1 protein-coding gene is annotated in these 242 nt (G+C 49.6%); it reads right to left on the bottom strand.

The window, feature by feature from the left end; all coding sequences use genetic code 11:
* A partial coding sequence (locus SB756_RS34350) for an AMP-binding enzyme (protein WP_410913789.1) occupies window positions 1-242 on the bottom strand: 242 nt, incomplete at both ends.

A 242-nucleotide genomic window follows, 5' to 3' on the forward strand; every position in this document is an offset into this window, starting at 1 on the left:
GGCACCCGTTTCTCCAAAAACTCTCTGACTTCAGCTGGAGTCACCTTTTTTTCGCATACGAGATAACCGCAAAGGCTCAACCCTGAATCCTCTCTCGCTATGACAGCCGCTTCTTTTACATCCGGGTGCTCTACCAGATGGCTCTCAATTTCACCCAGTTCAATCCGATAGCCGCGCAGCTTAATTTGATGGTCAATTCGTCCGACAACCTCTACATTTCCATCCGGCAGCCATCTTGCAAG

It is taken from the genome of Pseudomonas sp. SIMBA_068, from assembly GCF_046534705.1.
Classification (GTDB): Bacteria; Pseudomonadota; Gammaproteobacteria; order Pseudomonadales; family Pseudomonadaceae; genus Aquipseudomonas; species Aquipseudomonas putida.